This window comes from Algoriphagus locisalis (genome assembly GCF_900116615.1).
Taxonomy (GTDB): Bacteria; Bacteroidota; Bacteroidia; order Cytophagales; family Cyclobacteriaceae; genus Algoriphagus; species Algoriphagus locisalis.
In genome coordinates, this window is sequence record NZ_FPBF01000002.1 from 227,373 (window position 1) to 245,481 (window position 18,109).

General features: G+C 38.9%; 21 protein-coding genes. 3 read left to right on the forward strand and 18 right to left on the reverse strand.

Translation table 11 applies throughout. The features are described 5' to 3' along the window. Positions 1-38: 38 nt before the first annotated feature. The 5 genes from BM386_RS05860 to BM386_RS23430 form a co-directional block, all read right to left on the reverse strand. Positions 39-1,178: a 6-bladed beta-propeller gene (locus BM386_RS05860; RefSeq protein ID WP_091692143.1), complete on the reverse strand. Its 1,140-nt coding sequence runs from the start codon at positions 1,176-1,178 to the stop codon at positions 39-41. Between the two features lie 439 nt (positions 1,179-1,617). Beyond that, positions 1,618-2,700: a BF3164 family lipoprotein gene (locus BM386_RS05865; protein WP_091692144.1), complete on the reverse strand. Its 1,083-nt coding sequence runs from the start codon at positions 2,698-2,700 to the stop codon at positions 1,618-1,620. A 298-nt stretch (positions 2,701-2,998) separates the two neighbouring features. Continuing rightward, positions 2,999-3,208 carry a hypothetical protein gene (locus BM386_RS05870; protein WP_091692145.1) on the reverse strand — a complete coding sequence of 70 codons (210 nt, stop codon included), beginning with the start codon at positions 3,206-3,208 and terminating at the stop codon, positions 2,999-3,001. A 283-nt stretch (positions 3,209-3,491) separates the two neighbouring features. Beyond that, entirely contained in the window at positions 3,492-4,619 is a 1,128-nt protein-coding gene (locus tag BM386_RS05875; protein WP_170857046.1) for a BF3164 family lipoprotein, read from the reverse strand. A 2-nt stretch (positions 4,620-4,621) separates the two neighbouring features. After that, positions 4,622-4,831: a hypothetical protein gene (locus tag BM386_RS23430; RefSeq protein WP_139235852.1), complete on the reverse strand. Its 210-nt coding sequence runs from the start codon at positions 4,829-4,831 to the stop codon at positions 4,622-4,624. 167 nt (positions 4,832-4,998) lie between these two features. On the opposite strand from BM386_RS23430, the gene BM386_RS05880 reads away from it, so the two are divergent. Next, the gene (locus tag BM386_RS05880; RefSeq protein WP_091692147.1) at positions 4,999-5,337 is read left to right on the forward strand and encodes a hypothetical protein; all 339 of its coding nucleotides are present in this window, start codon (positions 4,999-5,001) and stop codon (positions 5,335-5,337) included. On the opposite strand, the gene BM386_RS24105 is transcribed toward BM386_RS05880, so the two are convergent. From BM386_RS24105 to BM386_RS05945, 13 genes are all read right to left on the reverse strand, one after another. Beyond that, complete coding sequence (locus tag BM386_RS24105) at positions 5,232-5,522, reverse strand: hypothetical protein (protein WP_425285306.1); 291 nt, start codon at positions 5,520-5,522, stop codon at positions 5,232-5,234. The two genes, BM386_RS05880 and BM386_RS24105, sit on opposite strands and share 106 nt — an antisense overlap. Before the next feature lie 29 nt (positions 5,523-5,551). Beyond that, the gene (locus tag BM386_RS05885; protein WP_091692148.1) at positions 5,552-5,779 is read right to left on the reverse strand and encodes a hypothetical protein; all 228 of its coding nucleotides are present in this window, start codon (positions 5,777-5,779) and stop codon (positions 5,552-5,554) included. Between the two features lie 104 nt (positions 5,780-5,883). Next, positions 5,884-6,981, reverse strand: coding sequence for a BF3164 family lipoprotein (locus BM386_RS05890; protein ID WP_091692149.1), 1,098 nt, complete (start codon positions 6,979-6,981; stop codon positions 5,884-5,886). Positions 6,982-7,162: 181 nt separating this feature from the next. Further along, the gene (locus tag BM386_RS05895) at positions 7,163-8,224 is read right to left on the reverse strand and encodes a BF3164 family lipoprotein (protein ID WP_091692150.1); all 1,062 of its coding nucleotides are present in this window, start codon (positions 8,222-8,224) and stop codon (positions 7,163-7,165) included. A 57-nt stretch (positions 8,225-8,281) separates the two neighbouring features. Then, positions 8,282-8,479 carry a hypothetical protein gene (locus BM386_RS05900; protein WP_091692151.1) on the reverse strand — a complete coding sequence of 66 codons (198 nt, stop codon included), beginning with the start codon at positions 8,477-8,479 and terminating at the stop codon, positions 8,282-8,284. A gap of 280 nt (positions 8,480-8,759) precedes the next feature. Continuing rightward, positions 8,760-9,272, reverse strand: coding sequence for a hypothetical protein (locus tag BM386_RS05905; protein WP_091692152.1), 513 nt, complete (start codon positions 9,270-9,272; stop codon positions 8,760-8,762). Positions 9,273-9,276: 4 nt separating this feature from the next. Beyond that, entirely contained in the window at positions 9,277-10,389 is a 1,113-nt protein-coding gene (locus BM386_RS05910; RefSeq protein WP_091692153.1) for a 6-bladed beta-propeller, read from the reverse strand. 65 nt (positions 10,390-10,454) lie between these two features. Next, positions 10,455-10,673, reverse strand: coding sequence for a hypothetical protein (locus BM386_RS05915; RefSeq protein ID WP_091692154.1), 219 nt, complete (start codon positions 10,671-10,673; stop codon positions 10,455-10,457). A gap of 361 nt (positions 10,674-11,034) precedes the next feature. Then, complete coding sequence (locus BM386_RS05920) at positions 11,035-12,171, reverse strand: 6-bladed beta-propeller (protein WP_091692155.1); 1,137 nt, start codon at positions 12,169-12,171, stop codon at positions 11,035-11,037. Positions 12,172-12,672: 501 nt separating this feature from the next. Continuing rightward, positions 12,673-13,239: a nicotinate (nicotinamide) nucleotide adenylyltransferase gene (gene nadD / locus BM386_RS05930; RefSeq protein WP_091692157.1), complete on the reverse strand. Its 567-nt coding sequence runs from the start codon at positions 13,237-13,239 to the stop codon at positions 12,673-12,675. A gap of 4 nt (positions 13,240-13,243) precedes the next feature. Further along, positions 13,244-13,816, reverse strand: coding sequence for a guanylate kinase (gmk, locus tag BM386_RS05935; RefSeq protein WP_091692158.1), 573 nt, complete (start codon positions 13,814-13,816; stop codon positions 13,244-13,246). A 2-nt stretch (positions 13,817-13,818) separates the two neighbouring features. Continuing rightward, positions 13,819-14,091, reverse strand: coding sequence for a mycothiol system anti-sigma-R factor (locus BM386_RS05940; protein WP_091692159.1), 273 nt, complete (start codon positions 14,089-14,091; stop codon positions 13,819-13,821). A 14-nt stretch (positions 14,092-14,105) separates the two neighbouring features. After that, the gene (locus BM386_RS05945) at positions 14,106-14,699 is read right to left on the reverse strand and encodes a sigma-70 family RNA polymerase sigma factor (protein ID WP_091692160.1); all 594 of its coding nucleotides are present in this window, start codon (positions 14,697-14,699) and stop codon (positions 14,106-14,108) included. Positions 14,700-14,721: 22 nt separating this feature from the next. Here BM386_RS05945 and BM386_RS05950 point away from each other — a divergent pair, with 22 nt between their 5' ends. Both BM386_RS05950 and BM386_RS05955 read left to right on the forward strand, forming a co-directional pair. Beyond that, a complete protein-coding gene (locus BM386_RS05950) occupies positions 14,722-15,663 on the forward strand; it encodes a lysophospholipid acyltransferase family protein (protein WP_244545465.1) in 942 nt (313 codons plus the stop codon). 174 nt (positions 15,664-15,837) lie between these two features. After that, the gene (locus tag BM386_RS05955; protein ID WP_091692162.1) at positions 15,838-18,105 is read left to right on the forward strand and encodes an ATP-dependent helicase; all 2,268 of its coding nucleotides are present in this window, start codon (positions 15,838-15,840) and stop codon (positions 18,103-18,105) included. Positions 18,106-18,109 lie beyond the last annotated feature (4 nt).

Sequence of the window (18,109 nt, forward strand, 5' to 3'; positions counted from 1 at the left end):
ACACAAAGCCCAAGCGGAGAGTAAACCTAAACCCAATACTAAAAATCAAATTCAACCAGAAAAAGTATAGGATTTCCCTCCTTGTCCAAATCTCCACTTAGGCTCTTTAATTTACTAAAATGAGGGGAAGTACTTTGATAACTTTCTATCCCTGCCAAAACATTATGAGGATTTGCCTTAAAGACAAATTTATCCCCAATAACGGCTACTGGAACTGCTTTAGGATCAAACGTGATTTCATCTGTTAGATTCGAGCGTTTATAGACTATAGACTTACAAGATTTAGTTGAATAGAAATAAGCCCAAGCTTCACCTTCCACAAAGAAGGCCAGATACTTGTAGTCTTTTGTTTCATAAAAATCAAAAATATTACAGTACTGACTTCGCGCATTAGAAATAGCCTGTTCAGGTTCAGAACTACTTAGCAATTCGTTAATATTTGATTTCTTCTGCTGAAAATCAATGTACAGATAGGGAACCGGTCTTTGAAAATCATTGATTTTAAATAGCGTATCATTCAGCTGACGTCTATAAATCGCGTCTCCTCCAGGGGAATAATACATAGGATTAACCAGCAACACATTTAAAGCCCTGGTATGATAAGGGAAAAATGAGCTTACTTTCTGGAATTCATTCGTGGCAAGCACAAGGTTATCAGCATCTCTACCAGCACCAAGAAATGCATATCCCTCATTATACTTAATGAATTTTTCTCCGACGAAACCATCTATTTTGTCCATCGATTGGTAGTCTCCATTGATATCAAAATTAAGAAACCTTCCATAGTCAAGAACTTTTACTTGGTCATTGAGAATATCAAAATCCATTGCCTGAATTAACACCCCAGGCCCTTCTCCGACATGGCCTATGAATCGTAGGAATTTTCCATTTTTATCAAAGACAAAAACCCTTCTACCATAAATAAAATCCAAAACATAAAACTCATCCTTATAATAACGGAACTTATGAATATTACTAAAAAAAATAGGCGTTTCGGATCCGTCGAAATTATCAAAGGGAATTATACTCACATCTGGCTTAATTAACTGAGAAAAGTGGACATCCGTTTTTTCTTCTGTCAAATCAACCGATATTCTATCTAGGTCAGAATCCTGATTCTTTGAACCACACCCGAAGACAACCAAAAACAGTAAAAAGAAGGCATTCTTATTATTCATTGCTATTTTATTAAGAAGACCAAAGGAAATTATTCCTTGGCCAAGAGTAAAGTCTCACTTAAGACTTCGGTATAAGTTTATTATTTTTTTTAATCGCAAGGATTAGTTTGAAAAGAACTTAAAAATAGTTTACACAACGTAAAAGTAGGTGTAAAATGCAAATATCTTTAATTCAGATGATTAACTAGCTATATGCTCAGATTTCTGATTTGCATAATCCTCCTCTGCTTTGGAAGAAATCCTAATATGTATATCCGCAATTGCACCAGTAAAAGGTAAAAAGCGACTTAAAGTATGGTTAACACTAGCATTGCTGGTACTTCGTCACCCGTCATCGGTCTTCCAGCCTGATAAGCAAAGAAAAAGAGATCACTGGCATCATTGCGGATAATCAGATCCTAATATAATCCCTGTTCCCTAATGAATTACAGAAAAGAAGTTAATAATCAAACCGAACAAGATTCGGCTCCCGATCAATAGTCACTCCATAGATTGCTCTGCTTTCCTCATCTACTGAAAAACCTAAAAGAGGATAGTCTAACTGGTATTGGCTTAATACATTACCTTCATAGTCAAACTCAAAAATTCTATTCGGATTGTCCATGTCGCTAATCTCAGAACTTTTCTTACCGAAAAACAATGCAAAAAAAGATTTTTCTCCCGGAAATACATCAACGTAACGGCTAGTACCGGACGGACCCATGTCAGGCATTTGATAACCACCCCAATAACTTATTTTAAAATCTGGTATCCCCTGAACAGGACCATATATAGTCTTGATGGACATGGTTTCCAAATTTACAATATCAATATAATCTACCTTTACACCTGCTTTAATAGCATAGCTCTTATCCTTACTTGCTTTGAGCGAACCTTGAAAAATATTACTCACCAGATTTGCATCTAACTCCTCTTCTTTATAGCCATTTGGCAATTCCTTTCCTTTGATCATATCCCTCCAATCACCAAACATCGCCAAAGTATCCCCGGAAATGGACAAATGCAGATATTTTGTCCAGCCATCTACCGTATTTGCCAGCAAGGTGGTATCAGAGGTCAAAGTCGGGTTGGTTATATAAAAGGTTGTTTCTGGTGCTTTGAACTGTGATTCGGCTAACCGTGAGGTGTCTGCAAAATTAAAGGTAGAAAACAACCTTAACTCCAAGTCATAAACCTGAAATTTACTGGGGTCTGACAGTGCTTCCACCTGCGTGATGGTGGCAACTTCCCCCGGTCCCATCCCATCCTTTCCTTTAGTCTGTAGGTAGGTCATGCTTTCCAAATCTATAATGTGCAGCTTATCATCATGAACATTCTTTCTTTCAAAAATAATTGCCTTACCGTCGGTGACCAGAATTCCTCTGGGGTTCAAAACTTGTGAAAAAGCATATTTGTGTCCATTAAGAGAAACGACATCTGGCAAATCACCCTCCGTAAAAGAAGTATTGGTTATTTCACTCTCCTTGCTTTCACATGCAGCAAGAAAAACAAGTGTTAATAAAATATAGAGGTTTTGTTTCATGTGTTTATAATTTGATTTTTAATGGCCACATAGCCTGTCCGGATCCGCCGCGGCGGACGGGAGAATCTCGCAGCGATGATATTCATGCCAGTGTGTGACTTTTTAGTCATGCCTGTCTGCATCAGGCAGGCTCGATTTCATCTGTTTATTTTTAATATTTAATTGTCAGATGGAATGCCCAGTATAATCATCCCCTTGTGTGAGAACTCTTCTCATGGGCATTTCATGTATTTATAATTATAAAGGGTATAAGGAAAAAGAGGAGATTTTTCATCCCCCCTTTTCAAAACTTTCCAAGTTATGGACAGTACGAAATACCTTCTTTCCATTCGGACTCGGCAGTGAGGCCATATCTTGGATGAGGGCAATCATCATCAGTAGCACAACAAACTCCTCCGTAGGAATTGCCTTCTCCCGGATCTGGATCCACACTTGCCTGACCAAAACTGGTAAAACTCGAAAACATCATAGCCCCCATAAAGGCCATTCCAAATAGTAATTTTTTCATGATTGAAAATAGTTAAAGATTGTTTAAAAAATCCCTGTCGGGATTAGGTCTCACTTAAGACTTCGGTATAAGTTTATTATTTTTTTTTTTTTAATCGCAAGGATTAGTTTGAAAAGAACTTAAAAATAGTTTACACAACGTAAAAGTAGGTATAAAATGCAAATAGCTTTAATTCAAATGCTTAACTAGCTATATCCTCAGATTTCTGATTTGCATAATCCTCCACTGCTTTATAAGAAATCCTAGTATAATCCCTGATCCCTAATGAATTTCCGAAAAGAAGTTAATAATCAAACCTGACCAGATTCGGCTCGCGATCCACTGTCACTCCATAGATTGCTCTGTTTTCCTCATCCACTGCGATGCCATACACCGGAAAGTCCAACTGATAGTGGTTTAGGATATTCCCTTCGTAGTCAAACTCAAAGATTCTGTTCAGGTTTTCAGGACTACTCAGTTCTCTGAAGGGTTTTCCTCTAAATAAGGCAAAGAAAGAATTCTCACCTAAAGAAACATCAGCATACCGGGTAGTTTTTTCTCTGCCAAAATCAGGCATTTGATAACCCCTAGAATAAGCAATGTCAAATCTCTGAAACTCCTGAGATGGACCTATGATCGTTTTAGATTTGTATCCATCTAGATCAATAATGTCAATGTGGTCCACACCAGTTCCAACTTTCACTACCATTTCACCATTTGCATTAGACTTGATCGGCCCCTGAAACATAGTACTGATTAAATTGGGATCGAGGTCCTCTGGAGTATATCCATTGGGAAGTTCCCAATGACGGACTGTCTCTTTCCAGTCTCCCATCAAATGAAGAGTATCCCCCTCCTTCGTCAGATGAAGATATTTAGTCAGACCATCGACCGCACTTCCAAATAAGGTTTGACCCTTGCCCCAAGTCAACCGGGTTAAAAAAAAACTAGTCTCTGGTGATCGAAATTCCTCTTCTGCAAGTTTATTGGAATCCAACAAATCATACTTTGAGAATTTACGGATTTCGGGATCATAGGCCCATACTTTGTTTTCTTCTCCAGCATCCTCTATCTGTGAGATCACGGTAATTTCTCCAGGTCCTAGTCCATCGATTCCCTTAGACTGAAGGTATGTCCCTGATGACAGATCAATTACATGGAACTTATTGTCATTGACATTTTTTAATTCAAAGACTACAGCAAGTTCATCTTTTATCATTAGCCCTTTAGGATTGACTATTTCTGGAATGTTATATTTCTCACCGACAAGTTCTGTAGGATGTGGTAAATCCTCTTCAGTAAAATATATGATATTGTCACGCTCCTTAGAATTACAAGAAAGAAGATATGACACAATTATTAATACCAAAAACCTAGCTATTTCAGCAAATTCAAATTGATAAAGAAGGGGAAATACTCCCCTTCTTTTCATAATTAACAACCTGATACGCATCTAGTCCAGGTTGACAGGTAAACAGTACCAAATGCTGGATGATCACAATCCTCTTCAGATTGACAACAAACTCCTCCATATGAGTTCGTACTTCCTTCAGGACAAGGTACTTCTTCCTCCTGTGCCATTAGTGTCACACTCGAAAACATCATAGCCCCCATAAAGGCCAATCCAAATAGTAATTTTTTCATGATTGAAAATAGTGAAAGATTGTTTAAAAAATCCCTGTCGGAATCAGGTCTCACTTAAGACTTCGGTATAAGTTTATTATTTTTTTTTTTTTAATCGCAAGGATTAGTTTGAAAAGAACTTAAAAACAGTTTACACAACGTAAAAATTGATGTAAAATGCCAATAGCTTGAATTCAAATGATTACCGACTTACACATACAACTTCTTATATTGGATATAGTCCGCTACTCTTTCGGGGAGAAGGTGCTTCCCAGTTGCAAAAAACGAAAAAGATCACTAATCAAATCGCACCAGATTCGGTTCAGGATCTACTCCCATGGCTTAAAAAGCTCTATGCTCAAGCTCTAATAGAAATCGAAAAGGATACGAGGCCAAAAGATAGGAGCCATTCTAACCTACACTACCCTTCCAACTCCTTAATGAGCATCTTTATTTCCTTCTCTGAAATTGAAGCCCTTTCAGCTTTGGTGAATATCCCTATCAAAAATATTATGGAATTTGAATAAACTACATAGGTAATCAATCTGGCAGAACCGGATTTACCTTTATTCATACTAGAAATTGGAACTCTGATTTTATAGCAGTTTTTGTAAACTTGATCACCTAAGGCAGGCGTGATTATCAGTTCCTTCGCAATCTTGTCTAAGTCTGTTAGAATTTGATGGATATTTCTTCTTAAGCCTTTTAAGATCTCGTGAAAAAGCTTTTGTCGGAACTAATCTATAGGTCATCTTCCATTTCTGAAAAAGATGAATAGGATTTGTATTCAACTTTTCCTGCCTCCATGTCTTTTGCTTCTAGGTAGCCTTCTCTGATATCGGAAAGATCCTTATTTTTAGCAACACCTTCGGTTGAAACTACTTCGAAACCAATATACATAGCCTCAAGCATAGCCTTCACAAGGTCAAGCTTGGATTTATCTTCGGTTTCAATAATGATTTTTTCCATAATTCAAGTTTACAAAAATTTTATCGTATTAGTTTCAAAACCATGACTAAGAACGGCTTATATAACCATAATGTCTCCAAGTACTTTTCAGAACTAAAACCATCTCAATAATCAAACCGAACAAGATTCGGCTCCCGATCAATAGTCACTCCATAGATTGCTCTGCTTTCCTCATCTACTGCGATGCCAAATAATGGGTAATCCAACTGATATTGATTGAGAATATTCCCATCGTAGTCAAACTCAAAGATTCGGTTGAGATTATCTGCTTCACTGATTTCCTTATAGGTTTTGCCATTAAATAGAACATAAAATGACTCATTCCCAGGATAAACATCCATATACCTTGTAGTAGAATTCCTTCCGAAATCTGCCATCTGATACCCTACGCTATAACTGATTTTAAATTCAGGAAAATCTTGAGTCGGTCCATAGATTATTTTGCTAGACTTATTCACTAAATCAATGATTTCAATAAAATCTGCTTTTTTACCAGCATTGACAAAATATTTTTTGCTTGGATCCCCTTTCAAAGTACCCCGAAAAATAGTACTCACCAAATTGGCATCTAGGTCCTCTTCCTTATATCCATTAGGCAATTCTTTGCCTCTAATCATATCTTTCCAATCACCAAACGTGGATAGAGTATCACCAGTAGTAGTCAAATGAAGGTACTTTGTCCAACCGTCCACCAAGTTAGCTAGCAGTGTTTGATCATTTGCCCAAGTAGCATAGGTTATAAAAAATTCCGTCTCGGGAGATCTAAACTCCTCTTCTGCAAGCTTGTTGGTGTCCAATAAATCATACTTTGAAAATTTGCGAACTTCGGGATTGTAAGCCCAAACCTTATCTTCTTCTCCAGCATCTTCAATTTGAGTTATAGTAGTGGTTTCCCCAGGACCCAATCCATGAATTCCTTTTGAACCTATATAACTCCCTGACTCCAAATCAATAATATGGAACTTATCATCGTATTCCTTTTTACGTTCAAAGACGACAGCAAAGTCATCTTTGATCATTAATCCCCGTGGATTGACTATTTCTGGAATGTTATATTTCTCCCCTACCAAGTCTATGGCTTGTGGCAAATCCTCTTCAGTGAAGTAAATGGCTCCATCAGATACGTTTTGTTCACAAGCGCTAAAAGCAAGCAAAATAATGCTAAAAGCAAAAATGGGTAGAGTAGATAAAATTGATCGCATAAAAAGAAAAATTTAGAGAAAGGCAGGGTACCTATTTTTACTTTTCTTACTTGAAAATCAACAAATGAAACTGAACTAAGCAATTTAAATTCAGCTTGTTACAAATAATAACACTTACACACTACATAGAACTTCTTACACAGGATACCCTGTCTTACCTCTGAAAATAGGAAACAATTAACTAATATCTAAAAACAGCAATACCTGGATCCTTATCGGATGTCACTGCATAAATTATTTGATCTTTCTCAGAAACGGAAATAGACCGGATGGACAAATCAGTCTTGTAAAGTGCTTTGGGATTACCGGATAAATCAAATTCAAAAATAGTGTCAGAATTCACTCCAGATTCCCTTCTTTGGGCACTCGTCTTTCCTATATAAACTAAAAAGACCGAATTGTTACCGATAAAGATATCTGAGTATCCCTTAATGGTCTCGTTGGACAAAAAAGCTGCGATTTCGTTACCTTGATTCTCCACTTCATAATCAATCTCATACTCCTGCGGGCCAATTAGTGAAATAGATTCCCCAGAATGAAGATCTATCAATTGAAAATTCTCGAATTGGCTTACAGCATGTCCCAATATATGATTAGATGGATTATATTCTAGAAAACCTTGGTACATGCTAGAAAGTAAATACCCCGTTTGTTCATCTACAGCCTCCTCCTTATCCCAAAGCTCAATTGATCCTAACCTAGTACCTAATGTGTCGAAAATTCCAAATTTGTAAGAATCTCTTGTCATATAGGAAATTATTTCATTTTCACTTTTCCAGTTCATAGAATAGCCAAGAAACCATTCTTCATTCTGTCGGATGGTACGTTTTGCCAAGACACTGGTATCGACCAATGAAAATTCATAAAAACTTTTCCCATTAAGATCATATGCCCAAAAAGTATCCTTATTGAGCCCTGCATCCAATTCCCAAATCCCGGATCGAATCTCACCTGGGCCCTGACCTATTTTCCCTAAACCTTTTTTATAACTCAATGTATTTCTATCTAGGATATGAACTTGACTGCCTCCTCCCCCAAGGTTAGATACGATCAAATCATTACCTTTCACCACTATTTTCCTGGCATTTAAAATACTATCGTAAATATATTTTTCTCCGGTTAGCTCATGTACGCTAGGAAATGAATCAAAGCTAAATTTGATTTCTTCAGTTTCGCTTGCTCCATTATGAGTACAGGAAAGAACAAGAAAGGTGAAAAAGAATACAAGTCTATTTTTAAACATATAAAAGCGAGATTAACCTACACCCATTTAAAAGGTGTAGGCTGAGTTTAAACTATGTTATGGACAAAATGGCCCAGGTTTTTTAATCGAATCTGACCATGCTCCACCTAACCAATCTTGGCAAAACACATCAGCTTCTTGGCAACAAACCCATTTTTCATCCCCTCCAGGATCCACACTCCCCTGACCAAAGCTGCCTACACTCGAAAACATCATAGCCCCCATAAAGGCCATTCCAAATAGTAATTTTTTCATGATTGAAAATAGTTAAAGATTGTTTAAAAAATCCCGGCCGGAATCAGGTCTCACTTAAGACTTCGGTATAAGTTTATTATTTTTTTTTTAATCGCAAGGATTAGTTTGAAAATAACTTAAAAACAGTTTACACAACGTAAAAATTCATGTAAAATGCAAATAGCTTGAATTCAAATGATTACCCTTACAAATACAACTTCTTATCTCGGATATAGTCTGCTACTCTTTCAGGGAGAAGGTGCTTGCCAGTTTTAAAACCAAACATCGAACCTCACTAAGACTACTCCAACTCAAGAAAGTCATCCAATTGCTCCTGAAATAGCTCAGAAATTCCCGGCTCTGCGCTTAAGATTATATCCTCTCCTCGTACAAAATAAGACTGAATCCATATATTCTCGAAAGAAACATTCACTAACTTATTGTGTTCAAAAAAGCTATTTTGCCTATCATACAACACAGAAAAAGGATAGTCAAATTCTATAAGAAATTCAACTAGCTTTTGCTTGTTCATCTTATCGTTCTCTCCTGCAAATACCCAAATCACCTCAAGTTCAGGGTAATTATCATGCAAATCTCTCCAAAGGTCAGGGTTGACCTTCATGAAATATGGATTACGCTGAGACAGATCTATATATCCGACTAATTTATTTGGACAGTCTAGACATAACGATTCAGAATTACTCCCAAGTTGGATTTCCTCTAAGCCGTCTGGAAAAGTAATCGTAGTTGGATGATCACTACAAGAACTGAGGAGGATAACAACTAGTAAAAGGTAACTTGAAAGGCTTTTCATTCTTTTACTTATTAATTTTTGTGGTAAGCAGAACAGGATAATCGTGCTTTCTCTCTTCAATATTAGCAGGTAAATTACCACCTAATTTCTTTTGCAGAACCGAATGATAGGTCAAAAACGTAATTTCCCCATTTTCCATCTTTATAGGATCACTGTATAGCTCCTCTTCTGAGGATGTGCCATCCCAATAGCTTGATTTCCCATTATCCTTACTGATGAGAAGTAATGTCTTAAAAGAACCAGACTTACCTTGAATATGAATATTTACTAAGTAATGCGTTTCATCTTCAAATACAGCTTTAAAAGTAGCAAATCCATTTTCCTGAAGTCGGCTAAATCCTTCCATAAGATCCACCTCCCAAAAATCATCTGGAAGAGCATATTTGCCCATATCAATTTCCAAAACCGGATTTAAGACCGCATCCGAGTATTTATAAATTCGATTATTAAAAATTTCGGCATAGAGTAGATTCTTATCTGATTCATAGAAATTTCGCTCCCCCATAGGCAGCATTTCATTCTCATAGTCATTAGGCAAAAAAGTGGATTGAATGGACCCAGAAGGATCTATCAAAACTACTCGGTCGTTTACTAACGGCAGGTTATATCCACCTGCCAAAAGAAATCCCCCGGATAACGGTATTGTAAATGATCCCGCCAGATAGTCAGTTTCCAATACAGTCACAAGCTCCCCAGCGCTATCTATTTTTATGATCTTGGTCTGATCTCCTAAGGAGGACAAAACCATAAGATTGCCATCAGCATCTATTTGAAAATCCTGCAAACCCAGCAATTGGCCTGGGCCTTCACCTACAGAGACTTCTGCTCCCAGATAGTTTCCTTCAGGAGAAAATTTATGGATTGCATCTCGTGTCCCGATGTCCATGATGTAAAAACCATCTTTTGCTTGACGCACTCTCAAGTCCAGCCCCATCAGGTTAGACTGATTGGTTTCTAACGGAATGAATTCCAGAATTTCAAACTTTTCTGTGTCCAGGAGTTCTGCTTCCTCAAGTTCATAGTGAAGAATACTGTCGTTAGAAACTTTTTCAGGCTTGCTTCTGCAGGAATCAAAAACGATAATGAGTACTAATAAAGAATATAATTTTTGTTTCATTCAGTTTAATTTTCAGTAAAGAAAAAATAGGAAAAAAGAGGCCTAAAGCCTCCTTTTTTTAAAAGTTACAAAGAACATTTGTAGCATTCAAGATAAAATCGGGAGCATAAAGATCCAGTTTGATAGTTCTCACAATTATAGACCTCTACCTCACCTGAGCACCAATACATTCGCTGATAGCAAGGGTCTGGCTCATTAGGATCCACTCCTGCCTGCCCGTAGCCAGATACGCCTGTACACATCATAGCCCCCATAAAGGCCATTCCAAATAGTAATTTTTTCATGATTGAAAATAGTTAAAGATTGTTTAAAAAATCCCTGTCGGGATTAGGTCTCACTTAAGACTTCGGTATAAGTTTATTATTTTTTTTAATCGCAAGGATTAGTTTGAAAAAAAACTAGAAACTTATTTACATAGCAAATACCTGTGTATTAGCCTCATTTTTTACAATGAAAGTTGCTTCATCTGTTATGCAGCTGCACAACTGAGACTGATCACTGAGACTGCCTACTGATAAAGCTTCTTATCCCGGATATAATCTTCCACTGAATCGGGTAACAAGTATTTGACGGATTTGCGTTTATAATTAATTGGTAAATAAAAGTCCAATACTAAGTAACAATTGGAAGTTGTGAAAAAGACTTCTAATCGATATCTAGCTCGAATTCCAAAATGAAGACAAGTGCATCGGGATGCTTCATCGTAGCTTTCTCCAAGGCTGAGCCAGCAAATGCAGGGTCTTCACGGTTCAATTGATCGGTATTAATCAAAGCCACAAATCGAGACCCATTTACTCCAACTACTTTAGGAAACGGTTGATTGTCAAAACTGAGGTCATTTTTTAAGTTCTCAATTCGAAATGTGCTGCCTTGACCTGTTGAGGATAAAGCAAGTCTAGGAGAATCCTGAATAAAGTAGAGAAAAATAAATTGTTCGGGGGTAGTTTCCAAAATAGTGAAAAGCGAAGGTTGATTTGCCAAACTTTCGCGAAAACCATTCAATCCTTCCTGATTTTTTATAAAATCTGTATTCTCAGGTTTTTTGACTAACGTACCTTCATATTCTATTCCACTAAATGGTTGGATCTCCCCATTATCCACACGAATGATCTCGGGGTTAAAGGAGGAGTTAAAGATAACTTGAACTTGATTTCCATTCACAAGTTTGTGAAATGGATTTGGAGGACTCAAGAAAAACTCAATACTATTGGGCAAGTGTGAAGATATTAATTTTCCAGATTCATCTACAAAAGCTAAAGCATCTGCTTGCCCGCCTCCTGTAAGGCCTACAAAACCCGTTTTTGTCTTAGCTAACTTACGAAAGGGAATTTCTAAATTTATATGTTCAAGTTGCTGAAATGAACCATTTGAAAAAGACAAAGGGACAATTTTGCGACCGATCCCATCTAGGACATAGATATTCTCTCCTTCCAGCCAAAAGTCATTAACGGCCCGAACTTCATTTGGGCCTTCTCCTTTTTTAAGAGGGATCCCCAGTGCACTCCCAGTCTTTTTATCGAATACAAAAACGGATTGAGAAAGAGTAAAGTCTCCAATCACTATTAATTGATCCGAAAAATCGATTTTATCTGATTCAAATGGAATTTGATTTGGCTCACCAGTCAAGGGATAAAATTTCACCTCTCTTACCAAAGAAATCACATTCCGATTTTCAGAAGATTCAGGGGGAATTACTATTTTATTCTCATTCTTGCTAGGTGTATTGCAAGAGTACAGAACACACAAAATCAAGAAAGCAGGAAAACTAAAGTTTTTTAACATTTTAATAAATTATGGGACAAAAATCCCCCTAGGTAAATCTAGGGGGACTTAAAATTATGAACAAGTAGTAGATTCACCACAATTACAACTAATTCCATCACCGTTTTGATGGCATATTAGTCGAACGACAGCGTTATACCAATTGCAACGAATTGATTCAGTTTTACACTGGAACCCGCCTTCTCCCGGATCTGGATCCACACTTGCCTGACCAAAGCTGCCTACACATGTACACATCATAGCCCCCATAAAGGCCATTCCAAATAGTAATTTTTTCATAAGATTTAAAATTATGATTGATTTAAAAAATCCCGGCCGGAATCATGTCTCACTTAAGACTTCGGTATAAGTTTATTAATTTTTTTTTAATCGCAAGGATTAGTTTGAAAATAACTAGGAAATTATTTACAAAACAAATAAATGTGTATCACTTTCATTTTTAAATTGATAGCTGCTTCGCCTGCTATGCAGCTGCACACTGTGACTGATCACTGAGACTGCCTACTGATAAAGCTTCTTATCCCGGATATAATCCGCCACACCTTCTGGCAGTAGGTACTTGACAGATTTCCCTTCTATAATGGATTTACGGATAAAGGTCGCTGAGATATCCAAAAGTGGTGCGTCGATCAGTTTGATATTCGGATGCTCAAAAGTCTTGGCCTCACCCGGACGCGGATAGACGAAGATCTCATAGTTGTCCAGAATGGTTTGGTAGTTTTTCCAGCGCTTCAGCTGGGTCAGATTGTCCGAACCTAAAAATAAGCAAAACTGATGCTGTGGGTATTGGTCAGTCAGGTAAGCGAGGGTATCGATGGTGTAGCTTGGCTTAGGCATAGAGAACTCCACATCTGAAGCCTTGAATTGGTAATTGTCCTCGATGGCCAGCTCCACCATTCGCAGTCGATCAAATTCATGGATCAAAGACTGGCGTTTTTTAAGTGGATTCTGCGGACTGACCACAAACCAAACCTGATCTAAATCGGTACGGTCATGAAGTGTGTCTGCTATGATCAGATGACCAATATGTATGGGATTGAAGGAACCGAAGTATAAACCGATCTTCACTGGCCTACCGGGCTAAAAATTCGCTGACCAGGTATTCTGCCTCTGCACTGGACTTCGCAAACTCATCATTCACTACTGTCACATCAAACTGTGGCTCAAACTTGGATTCAAACTCAGCTTTGAACAGGCGACGGGAAAGTGATTCTTCGGATTCTGTGCCTCGATCGCTGAGTCGGGTTTTGAGTACTTCCAGACTAGGCACTTTCACATAAATGGCCAAAGCATGTTCTCCGAAGTATTTCTTAAGAGCCAATCCACCTTTCACATCCACATCGAAAATCACGGCTTTGCCTGAATCCCAGATGCGTTGAATTTCTTCCTTAAGTGTACCGTAGAAGTTGCCTGCATAGACTTCTTCCCATTCGATAAAAGCGTTCTCGTCTATTTTCTTGATAAATTCCTCTTGGGTGAGAAAGTAGTAATCTTTGCCATGGACCTCATGTCTCCCACGCTTGTCACGTGTACAGGCAGAAATAGAAAATCCCAGATTTGGGATATTTTGGATCAAATGCTTCACTAAGGAAGTTTTGCCTGATCCAGAGGGAGCAGAAAAAATAATGGCCTTACTTTGTGTCATGACTACTTGATATCCTGAATCTGTTGACGGATCTTATCAGCCAATTCGTTAGGTACAGCGTGTTTGGTACATTTTGTTTTCAATACATCCCGGATAGCCTGTTCCAGGTGGTAATGCTCAAAACATGGTTGGCATTTGGCTAGTTTTTCCTTCAGGACTTCCTTGCCAGAATCCTGCAGTTCTCCGTCCAAAATACTTTCTAGCAGCTCGAAGCATTTGCTCTCGTCACTGCATTGCATCTTTCGCTCTCCAGATGGGTTTTCATTCATTTCCATGGGTAATTTTTTTATTATTCCTCCTCGTCCGTATTATATCCCATATTTTGGGCATATCCTTGAAGCTTCTCCTTCAACAGGTTTCTTGCGCGGTGCAACCTGGATCTTACTGTCCCAATCGGGATATCCAGGATCTTGGCCATCTCCTCGTAAGTGAACCCTTCCAGGTCGCACAAGATTATCACTGTACGGAAATCAACTGCCAAACTATTCAAGGCATTGGAGATCTCATCGCCGAGCATATCCTTGACGGATTCTGCCCTGAGATCGCTAGTACTTTGGTAGTGAACGTCATCCGAGTTGTAATAAGTTTCAACTTCCTGATAATCTACCTTCGTGGGCTGCTTGGATTTCTTCCTGTACTCATTGATAAAGCTGTTTTTCAGAATCCTGAAAAGCCAAGCTTTGGCATTCGTACCCTGCTCAAATGAGTTGATAAATCGATAGGCTTTCAGGTAAGTATCCTGCACAAGATCTTTGGCGTCATCCTCATCGAAGGTGAGCCTGTAGCCAAAATTGTACATTGAGTCTATGTGTGGCATAAACTCCCCATCGAAGATGGCATTTTTCTCTTCCTGAGAATATTTTCTGCGCTGAACTTCCGACATAAGTTTCAAAAGTAACAATTGGGTGAAATTTAAACTAGGAATTAGGAAGAATTCAGGTGATTTCGTTTATTTTGTTACATGGTTTGGCTCTTTACAGCCACGAATTCCCCAGCATTTTACGGATATGTTTTTCATTAGATTGCTCTCCAGACTCCCAATGTCTGTTTTGTACCTGTTTTCAGATTTTCTCTACCTTATCGCCAGGTATGTGATCAGCTATCGCAAAAAAGTGATTGATGAGAACTTACTTCACGCTTTTCCCGAGAAAACTCCGGCAGAACGAAAGTCTATCCGGAACAAGTTTTACAGGAATTTCACCGATGCGTTCTTTGCCGAAACTATTAAAATGCTGACTATTTCTGAAGAAGAACTGCGCAGAAGGTTTCACGTAGTAAATCAGGAAATCGTCGATGCCCCGGTGAAAGCAGGAACTAGCTCACTAATGATGGCAGGCCATATATTCAACTGGGAAATGGCAATACTCGGAGTAGCACTCCATACAGAAGTCGATGCCGAGACCGTGTATCTCCAGCTGAACAATGACTTTTTTGACAAGTTAATGTTAAAAATCCGGACACATTTTGGCGGAATAATGACGGAGAAGAAGGCTTTTAGAAGAAGTATGATTACTATGCGAAGCCAACCGAGAATTGTACATTTGGCAGCGGATCAGCGACCTCCTGTTTCAGACAGCAGATATACGAAGGAATTCATGAACCGTCCGGCTTTGTTTTTCGAAGGCGGAGAAGTTCTGGCAAAGAAAATGAACTTACCTGTGTTCTTTGGCACTATCACTAAGGTGAAAAGAGGACATTATCGCTTTGAATTCGAAAAGCTGGCTCAGCCTCCGTATTCGGATCACGCTCCCCACAGCATCACAGATGAATTTTGCCGAAGGCTGGAGGAAAATATCAGAAACCAACCGGACCTATATCTCTGGAGTCACAAACGCTGGAGAATTTGATGTATTAAATTGAAAAATTGGAGAATTTCTCAACTCCCTTCTTACTTCAGTTAAGAAATCTGATTTCTTTAATTGTACTAAGTTGAGTCATGGCACGATTACTAACTTCTTGACTCTTGATTCTAAAATCTTGATTCTAGCTACTTATGTCTAGCATCTTGAATCTAAAAATAAATGGATTACCTCGATAGTTTAAACCCAGAGCAGCGATTGGCTGTAGAACATACAGATGGACCGGTGATGATCATCGCTGGTGCCGGATCCGGCAAAACCCGTGTGCTCACGTACCGCATCGCTCATCTGATATTTGCCAAAGGCGTAGATGCCTTCAATATTTTGTCGCTGACATTTACCAATAAGGCCGCTGCTGAGATGCGCCATCGAATTGAGACTGTTGCCGGACTGGAAGCGAGAAATACCTGGATGGGAACATTTCACTCCGTATTTGCGAAGATCCTGCGTGTTGAAGCTCCTAAGATTGGTTACCCTTCCAATTTTACCATTTACGATTCAGATGATTCCAAATCGCTGATCCGTACGATTGTGAAAGAAATGCGTCTGGATGACAAAGTGTATAAAGCAAATGCCGTTCTCTCCAGAATTTCCGGAGCCAAAAACCGTCTGATCACCTGGAAAGTATATCAAGATGATCCTTTCGTGAAAGCGGACGATGAAGCTGCCATGAAACCCAAAATGGGTGAAATCTACCAGCGCTATCAGGACAGGCTTTTCAAAGCCGGGGCCATGGACTTTGATGATTTGCTTTTCAATACCAACATCTTATTCCGTGATCATCTCGATGTCCTGAATAAATACCAGCAGCGGTTTAGATATGTGATGGTGGATGAGTTTCAGGATACAAATCTTTCCCAATACCTGATCACAAAAAAGCTGGCGGCAGTTCACCAAAACATCTGTGTGGTGGGTGACGATGCACAAAGTATCTATGCTTTTCGCGGCGCGGATATCCAAAACATTCTGAATTTCGAAAAAGATTATCCAGATCTATTTGTAGTGAAACTGGAGCAAAACTACCGCTCCACCAAGATGATCGTAGATGCGGCTAATTCCATCATTGAGAAAAACAAAGCCCAACTCAAGAAAAACGTCTGGACTTCCAACAGTGACGGAGATCAGATTGAATTGGTCAAAGCCAGTACAGATAGTGAGGAAGGCAGAATCGTAGCTTCCACTATTTTCGAAGAGAGAAATACCAAAAAGCTAAATAATAGCGATTTTGCTATTCTTTATAGAACCAACTCCCAATCCAGGGCGATAGAAGAAGCCCTTCGCAAATTGAACCTGACTTACAAGATCGTAGGCGGGCTTTCTTTCTACCAAAGAAAGGAAATAAAAGATCTGATGGCTTATATGCGATTCACGGTAAACCCTGTGGATGAAGAAGCTTTCAAGCGGATTGTGAATTATCCAAAGCGGGGAATTGGTGATACTTCAGTGGATAAAATCCTTGTAGCCGCATTTGATCACGACATGCAGCTGTGGGAAGTGGTGCAAAATGCTCATAGCTTCATCGGTGGTCGAGCAGCCAGTCAATTGGATGACTTTGCTACGATGATCAAAGCGTTTAAGATCGAGGTTGAACGCAAAGATGCTTTCGAGGCAGCAAGTAGCATTGCGAAGCAAAGTGGCCTTTTGCGCGAGCTCTATGAAGATAAAACCATAGAAGGACTCAACCGCTACGAAAACGTTCAGGAATTGCTGAATGCAATCAAAGAATATGTGGACAACGAAGAGAATGAAGATAAAAGCTTAGGAGCTTTTCTTCAGGAAATCGCTTTGCTCACAGACAATGACCGGGACAAAGACACTACGGACGCCATCACACTGATGACCATTCACTCTTCCAAAGGATTGGAATTCAAGCAGGTTTTTGTGGTGGGAATGGAAGAGGATTTATTTCCTTCCCAGATGATGATGCAGAGCCGGGAAGACCTGGAAGAGGAACGAAGATTATTCTACGTGGCCACGACTAGAGCCATGGATAAGCTTTATTTCACCTATGCCCTTACTAGATACCGCTACGGGAGATTGCTGAATTGCGAACCAAGTAGATTTCTGGAAGAAGTATCACCAGACTGTATTAAGGTGAGCAAAAAAGTATCTTCGAAGGAAATGCCAGGAGCCTTCCGTAGAGAGGGTTTACCGGGCACATCGGAATCTTCAGGTTATATTGGAATTAAAAAGAAGCCGGAAACCAGGATGCCAACTGCAATGAAACTGCATACGCCAAGTCCTGATTTCAAACCTTCTAACACCAACAATCTTCAAGCTGAGCAATTGGTAGAACATCCGAAATTCGGCTTTGGAAAAGTTCAAAAGATTGAAACAGAAGGAATTAACCGAAAAGCCACGATTCAATTCGAGCATTTTGGTGAGAAAACATTATTACTTAGCTTTGCGAAGCTCAGAATTATAGACTAATCAT

Coding starts and splice junctions, on each gene's coding strand:
- BM386_RS05860 (WP_091692143.1), bottom strand. CDS start 1,178: ATGAATAATAAGAATGCCTTCTTTTTACTGTTTTTGGTTGTCTTCGGG.
- BM386_RS05865 (WP_091692144.1), bottom strand. CDS start 2,700: ATGAAACAAAACCTCTATATTTTATTAACACTTGTTTTTCTTGCTGCA.
- BM386_RS05870 (WP_091692145.1), bottom strand. CDS start 3,208: ATGAAAAAATTACTATTTGGAATGGCCTTTATGGGGGCTATGATGTTT.
- BM386_RS05875 (WP_170857046.1), bottom strand. CDS start 4,619: ATGAAAAGAAGGGGAGTATTTCCCCTTCTTTATCAATTTGAATTTGCT.
- BM386_RS23430 (WP_139235852.1), bottom strand. CDS start 4,831: ATGAAAAAATTACTATTTGGATTGGCCTTTATGGGGGCTATGATGTTT.
- BM386_RS05885 (WP_091692148.1), bottom strand. CDS start 5,779: ATGGAAAAAATCATTATTGAAACCGAAGATAAATCCAAGCTTGACCTT.
- BM386_RS05890 (WP_091692149.1), bottom strand. CDS start 6,981: ATGCGATCAATTTTATCTACTCTACCCATTTTTGCTTTTAGCATTATT.
- BM386_RS05895 (WP_091692150.1), bottom strand. CDS start 8,224: ATGTTTAAAAATAGACTTGTATTCTTTTTCACCTTTCTTGTTCTTTCC.
- BM386_RS05900 (WP_091692151.1), bottom strand. CDS start 8,479: ATGAAAAAATTACTATTTGGAATGGCCTTTATGGGGGCTATGATGTTT.
- BM386_RS05905 (WP_091692152.1), bottom strand. CDS start 9,272: ATGAAAAGCCTTTCAAGTTACCTTTTACTAGTTGTTATCCTCCTCAGT.
- BM386_RS05910 (WP_091692153.1), bottom strand. CDS start 10,389: ATGAAACAAAAATTATATTCTTTATTAGTACTCATTATCGTTTTTGAT.
- BM386_RS05915 (WP_091692154.1), bottom strand. CDS start 10,673: ATGAAAAAATTACTATTTGGAATGGCCTTTATGGGGGCTATGATGTGT.
- BM386_RS05920 (WP_091692155.1), bottom strand. CDS start 12,171: ATGTTAAAAAACTTTAGTTTTCCTGCTTTCTTGATTTTGTGTGTTCTG.
- gmk (WP_091692158.1), bottom strand. CDS start 13,816: ATGACACAAAGTAAGGCCATTATTTTTTCTGCTCCCTCTGGATCAGGC.
- BM386_RS05940 (WP_091692159.1), bottom strand. CDS start 14,091: ATGGAAATGAATGAAAACCCATCTGGAGAGCGAAAGATGCAATGCAGT.
- BM386_RS05945 (WP_091692160.1), bottom strand. CDS start 14,699: ATGTCGGAAGTTCAGCGCAGAAAATATTCTCAGGAAGAGAAAAATGCC.
- BM386_RS05955 (WP_091692162.1), top strand. CDS start 15,838: ATGGATTACCTCGATAGTTTAAACCCAGAGCAGCGATTGGCTGTAGAA.